Here is a 3,366-nt window from a genome sequence, read left to right on the forward strand (position 1 = left end):
ACTGGCAGTACTTTTATAATCATGAACGACCTCATATGTCAGTAAATGGTTGTCCACCTATTTTTAAACAATAACAAGGGCTTTAGATTTTCTACCCATTAATTCAATTAAAAATGGGGGTATTACCCTAGCTCTTTCAGTCGAGCCATTAATGATGTATCCATACCACCATATTTGGCACGCCATTTATAAAAGGTAGCATTACTCATGCCGTGTTCACGGCAAAGGGTCGCTACAGGTGTGCCAGATTCTGCCTGTTTCAAGATGGACATGATCTGACTGTCAGTAAATTTAGATGTTTTCATGCAGAATCTCCTGCTCGTATCTTAAGAGAAAATTCTACTTTTAGATCCTATTATTTTTAGGGGGGATTACCTATGACAAATGTGTTTCACTTCGTTATTGAATCCGTCATTGATTATACTGCATGATCTCATCAACCATATTTATCGATAATTTCGGCCAATGAATCGACTCATTCCAAGAAAGCTCCCGCCAATGCCATTGATCTTTATATTTTTCGATGAGTTCGATTGACCACGGTAAGGATTCATTTTCAGAAAGCTCCCGCCAATCCCATTGATCTTTATATTTTTCAAAAAGTTCAATTGACCACGGTAAGGATGTATTACTAGAAAGATAGAACCAATCCCATTGATCTTTATATTTTTCAAAAAGTTCAATTGACCACGGTAAGGCTGTATTACCAGAAAGCTCCCGCCAATCCCATTGATCTTTATATTTTTCGATGAGTTCGATTGACCACGGTAAGGCTGTATTCCAAGAAAGCCACCCCCAATCCCATTGATCTTTATATTTTTCAAAAAGTTCAATTGACCACGGTAAGGATGTATTACTAGAAAGCCCCTCCCAATGCCATTGATCTTTATATTTTTCAAAAAGTTCAATTGACCACGGTAAGGCTGTATTATTAGAAAGCCCCCCAAAATCCCAATGCCATTGATCTTTATATTTTTCGATGAGTTCGATTGACCACGGTAAGGATGTATTTCTAGAAAGATAGAACCAATCCCATTGATCTTTATATTTTTCAAAAAGTTCAATTGACCACGGTAAGGCTGTATTACCAGAAAGCCCCCCCCAATCCCAATGCCATTGATCTTTATATTTTTCGATGAGTTCGATTGACCACGGTAAGGCTGTATTATTAGAAAGCCCCCCCCAATCCCATTGATCTTTATATTTTTCAAAAAGTTCAATTGACCACGGTAAGGCTGTATTTCTAGAAAGCTCCCGCCAATCCCATTGATCTTTATATTTTTCAAAAAGTTCAATTGACCACGGTAAGGATGTATTACTAGAAAGATAGAACCAATCCCATTGATCTTTATATTTTTCGATGAGTTCGACTGACCAATTTATATTTTCAAAAGAGCATAAAAACTCTATTCCTTTATCAGTCTCAATACGTTTTAGAATATTAACTAGCCGAATGGCTTCATCACTTTGAATTAAACTAAACACTGTCGAAAGCTGATTTTTGGCTTTCTTGATTTGAAGTTCTTGCGTTTGACCAATAGCTATTTCATTTTTCATTAAATTCTCCAACTCTTAATTGTTCTAATTTTTCTTGCCAAGCTGCTATTTCTCCCTCAAAACTTACTCTTTTATTATGTAGATAATCTACCCACTGTGACTCATTTTTACCGATTTGATTGATAGTCATTGTAACTGGATCAGTGGATAGCTTATGCAGTGCTTGAATGGCTTGTTCTAGCTTATATTTTATTTCAGAAATAGAAGACCTTAAAATATCAATGGATTTGAGCTTACTTGATTTGGTTTGTGAAAAATCACCTTGTTGTAGCTTTGCATAAACGATTTTTACAGCAGCAATATCATTCTTATCGTACGCTTCCTTGAGTTGAATGAATATTTGGCTAGCTTGTCCTTTTTTCTCCTCAGTAACTTTGTCAGGATGGCAAAGATTACACGCTCTACGGAATATATTTTTTAACTCTTTTTCTTCTAACTCATTGAGCTGTTTTACTTCTGTTTGCTGTACTTCTTCATACTCCTCAGAATATTCATCGTAGGTATCTTTTGCTTGCTCAGCTTCTTCTTCTAGTTCATCTATCTCTTCTTGTTCTTGGTTCTGCTCTTGTTTTGCTTGTTCAGCAATACATTGTTGATACTCAGCCTTCAAGCGCAGTAATTCTTTGATTAAATCACCCAGAATTTCATACTGTCTGCGGTTAAATAACAGAATATCTCGTTCAAGATCGGCTTTTTCATTGGTGATTGATTCAAGTCGGAGTTCTAGTATTTTTAACTCAAACTTTAATTCATTCGCTTCATGATCTTCACTGACAACGATTGCAGTAAAGTTCTTTAAGAAAATTGTAATTTCTTCAGCAGCTTGTTGATAAGCACCTTTTTCTAAAAAAGTATGAATCTGTTCAAGCTTATAGCTTTCGATAACAGGAGCTAATTTTGATAGTTGAGACGGAATATTTTCAGTTTCATCGAGAAAAATAAAATTTTTAATCATCTCAAGACGTCTTTTCACTGCATCAGGAGATAATTTAATGGTCGATATTGAGACTTGAGGATCAACTAACTGATTAAAGATTGCCGAATAGTCATCATAAATATGCACTTCATCTTTGATAACTGTAATATTTTCCTCATTATTTCGTGCTTGCTTAGTCCAATTATAAGAACCAGTAATCACAATTTTTTGATCTATAATACAGAATTTATGATGCATTCGATTAAAGTTCTGTGTTTCTAAAAAAGTGATTTGAGCCTTTAGATTCTGTAGACGAACAAAGTTAAGCTTACCAACCCCTCTATTGATTTCATCATCAATCAAAACAAGACGAATAGATAAGCCTTGCTGTGCTTTTTTACACAAAGCATCGAACAACTCCAGATCTGTAAACCAAGCAACAGCAATGAGTATTTCATTTTCAGCTTTTTGGATATAGTCCAAAATGACATTATGAATATCTCTAAAATAAGCTTTAACTGACAATTTTATATCCAATAAATATTTTATAAGTTATTAATATTTTAAAATAAAAATGGAGCTTTGAGTGATCCTAGACACTATTGTGGACAGCATTTCCCTCTAAGTTCTTAAAATATTTCTGCTCAAAGACTTCTATATTGGATAAGGCTACTTATTTAACATAAAGTCTCTTATGCGATATGCTCTTCCTTTCAAGAAAGAGCTCTCTATCAAACTGAACCGTACCGGGTTTGTCGGAGACCATTTTTCTTGAGAGAATGTCCCGATGAAAAAAGTAAAATACACCCCTGAAATCAGAGATAGAGCGGTTCAATTATTGATTGAATCCGAAAAAGATTATCCATCGAATTGGGCTGCGATCACAGCAATTG

General features: G+C 34.9%; 2 protein-coding genes and 2 pseudogenes. 1 reads left to right on the forward strand and 3 read right to left on the reverse strand.

Annotated features, from left to right (window positions below; all coding sequences use genetic code 11):
• Nucleotides 1-128: 128 nt before the first annotated feature.
• From FTU98_RS13725 to FTU98_RS13735, 3 genes and pseudogenes are all read right to left on the reverse strand, one after another.
• Nucleotides 129-305 (reverse strand): annotated as a pseudogene (locus FTU98_RS13725) (transposase); the annotation flags it as partial.
• 106 nt (nucleotides 306-411) lie between these two features.
• Nucleotides 412-1,557: a hypothetical protein gene (locus FTU98_RS13730; protein WP_180051561.1), complete on the reverse strand. Its 1,146-nt coding sequence runs from the start codon at nucleotides 1,555-1,557 to the stop codon at nucleotides 412-414.
• The gene (locus tag FTU98_RS13735) at nucleotides 1,547-2,998 is read right to left on the reverse strand and encodes a phospholipase D-like domain-containing protein (RefSeq protein ID WP_104498136.1); all 1,452 of its coding nucleotides are present in this window, start codon (nucleotides 2,996-2,998) and stop codon (nucleotides 1,547-1,549) included. The genes FTU98_RS13730 and FTU98_RS13735 overlap by 11 nt, the downstream gene beginning before the upstream one ends.
• A 262-nt stretch (nucleotides 2,999-3,260) precedes the next feature.
• Here FTU98_RS13735 and FTU98_RS13740 point away from each other — a divergent pair.
• Nucleotides 3,261-3,366: pseudogene (locus FTU98_RS13740) on the forward strand (adenylosuccinate lyase); the annotation flags it as partial.

This window comes from Acinetobacter sp. YH12211, assembly GCF_013418015.1.
In the GTDB taxonomy this organism is placed as follows: Bacteria; Pseudomonadota; Gammaproteobacteria; order Pseudomonadales; family Moraxellaceae; genus Acinetobacter; species Acinetobacter towneri.